This is a genomic window from Novosphingobium sp. FG90 (genome assembly GCF_057808725.1).
Genome location: NZ_JBMDIO010000088.1, coordinates 1 through 2,789, shown reverse-complemented (window position 1 = coordinate 2,789; position 2,789 = coordinate 1). Strand labels below are relative to the sequence as shown.

Annotated in this window: 2 protein-coding genes; one reads left to right on the top strand and one right to left on the bottom strand. The window is 58.5% G+C overall.

The window, feature by feature from the left end:
• Positions 1-1,240 (top strand): site-specific integrase (locus tag ACODRZ_RS26570; protein WP_488986300.1); only part of this gene is annotated, 1,240 nt, incomplete at its 5' end.
• 127 nt (positions 1,241-1,367) lie between these two features.
• Here the strand turns inward: ACODRZ_RS26570 and ACODRZ_RS26565 are convergent.
• A complete protein-coding gene (locus tag ACODRZ_RS26565) occupies positions 1,368-2,570 on the bottom strand; it encodes a glycosyltransferase (protein ID WP_488973178.1) in 1,203 nt (400 codons plus the stop codon).
• Between the last annotated feature and the right edge of the window lie 219 nt (positions 2,571-2,789).

Below are 2,789 nucleotides of genomic sequence, written 5' to 3'. Positions count from 1 at the left end.
TTTAAAGACTTCATCCATGCGTGAAGCGCGACGCGCGCTCGTTTCAGCGGCCTATGATCTACAACGCCTCTTCGATGATGCTCGGCTCGGCGTCGTCGCGGAACCAACGCCTGAAAGGCAAGGTAACGCCCCGTCCCCTATCGCTCCATCGTCTTCGGAGATGACGCTTCGCGAAGCATATGAAGCGTATCTCAGTGATCCTTCGAGGCGGGCATCGCCGAAGTCAAACCTCGCCTATCGCACGGTCGGCGACATCGTCATGGAACTCATTTGTCCTGATACCCCGCTGAGCGCTATCACGCGAACGGTCTGTCGAGACCTCATGGTTAGCCTGAGCAAAATGCCCCGCAATGCGAAGAAGCGCTGGCCATCACTGACCGCGCAGGAAGCAATCCATCGTGGGGCGGCAATCGGCCTCCCGGTCGTCAGCGTAGCGAACGCGAACGGGCACCTGAACAAATTCTGCGCCATGCTGAACTGGGCGGTTCGAGAGGAACTTCTAAGCAAAAACCCCGCTGTCGGCTTACGACTTCCAGACCCTGTGCAGGCGAAAGATAAGCGGCTCCCGTTTCACGTCGAACAACTCCGAAAAATCTTCGCTGCGCCGCTGTTCACCGGATGCGTGGATGACAACAATGGTTACGCCAAGGTCGGGCCTTTCAGGCCGCGCCGGGCACGATTCTGGGTTCCCCTCATCGGCCTTTTCAGCGGCGCTCGCTTGAACGAAATCTGCCAGTTGGACACGCGCGATGTGCGCATGATCGACGGCATATGGTGCTTCATCATCACCAGCGACGGAGGTCCGGTGGTCTCCGATAAACGACTGAAAACCGCATCGAGCGACCGAGTAGTGCCCATTCACCCAATCCTCCTCGATCTGGGCTTCGGCAGCTATCTTGAAGCGCAGAAAGTGCGCGGAAGCTCAAAGCTTTTTCCGGAGTTGCGGCTTCGGCACGGCCTCTACTCCCACGAATTCAGCCGCTGGTTTGGTCGCTTCATGCGAAGCTGCGGAGCCGCCGAGCCAAGAACCTGCTATCATTCGTTCCGGCATAACTTTGCGGATGCTCTTCGGAAGGCGAAAGTGGATCGCGACGTTGCATTGGCGCTCGGCGGATGGACAGGGAGAAACGATACCAGCGTCGCCGACCGCTACGGAACCGGTCATAGCGTAGCCCGCCTGCTCGAAGCTATTTCGATGATCGAATATGACGGCGTCAGCTTTGATCACCTTCGACCGTGAGATTTATCATTCGCCCCCAAGCGCGGCTATAACCGACGGTTATGATTATGCCGCTAAGGTCTACAATTCCCGAGAGGCAATTCGTCCGCCGCCCCCACCGTCACGCATTCCGGTCATCGTAGAACCACTACGTCGGCATTGGCCGCATCGACCTGTTCGCCCGATGCTCTGACACCGCCCTCATGAGCAAGGCACGGTGCAAGCGGCCTGTTTCAGCCCAGTCATACCGCTCGGCGTAGCGCCGCGTTGCCAAGCGGTCGGGCATATTGGCCAGAATTTTTCGGAGGGCTCGTTCGATACCCAATGGCGAACGGTCTCCTGTGAGCACTCCCGCTTCCGGGCAGGTGATCACGTCGGGCGACCCCCAAACGGGCGTCGCGACAAGCGGTGTTCCGCAGGCGATGCTCTCCAGCAGCACATTGGCGATGCCCTCACGATCCGAACACAACAAGGTCAGGTCCGCCGATCCGTAAATGGCCGGAAGTTCACGCTGTTCAACATGCCCGAGGAAGCGGACCCGATCTCCAACCCCAAGGTCTGTGGCCAATTGCCTTAGCTTCATCTCTAGCGGGCCGTCCCCGGCAATCACCAATGATGTCCCCGGTAATCCGGCGAGAGCGCGAATGGCCAGATCATGGCCCTTGCGTTCGATCAGGTGCCCAACCGAAAGGATCGTCGGTCCGTGAAACCCCAGCTTCATGCGCAGTTGCGCGCGATCATCAGGGGGACTGAACATCTTCAGGTCCACCCCATGCTCAATCACGTGCAGCTTTCCGGCTGGCGCGCCGATGTTCTCCAGCCCCTGCACCAAAGCCTTGCACACAGCCGTCGTCGCCGCCGACCGCCGCACCGCCTCCACGATCATCTTGCGGCTAGGAAGCCAGTTCGGGATCAGGCTCACATCCGTGCCCAATGCCGACATGATGAACGGGCGGTCGAACATCTTCGCAAGCCATGACGCTGCAACGCCATCGGGATAGAGGTAATAGGCATCGATCACGTCGAAGTCGAACGTGCGCCGCAGTCCAGCGATGTGCCTGTAAAGTGAAGCCGCCATTAATGCAGGTGCAACCGTCTGACCGAACTTCGGCACCGTCAGGTAGCGTGGATGGTCAATCGCAATGCCCCGACGCTCGGCGTAGCGAGGAATGTCAGCGTAACTGGCGTATCGCCCCCAGCGCTCATTTCGCGATGGGAACCATGGGACCGGCGCGACCACCCGCATCTCGATACCACTTGAATATGTGGCGGCGATGCGGTGTTCGATGAATATCCCATGCCGACGCTGCACCGGGTTGGGAAATAAGCTCGATAAGACGAGAACTTTCATCGGGACATGGGGAAGATCATGGAATTGCTACCGCAGTAAATGAAAAGATTTGAACTTTTCCATAAACTTAGATGTTTACTGCAACGCGCATTGGCGGCGGATGCGCTGCAAATCAAGAACGGAATTTAGCTCGGTAGAACGAATGCCGAAGGCATCGCCTTCAGAGCGACCTGCTCACTTCAGGCATCGATGCGGAGCCGCGCTGTCCCCAAGCGCCGC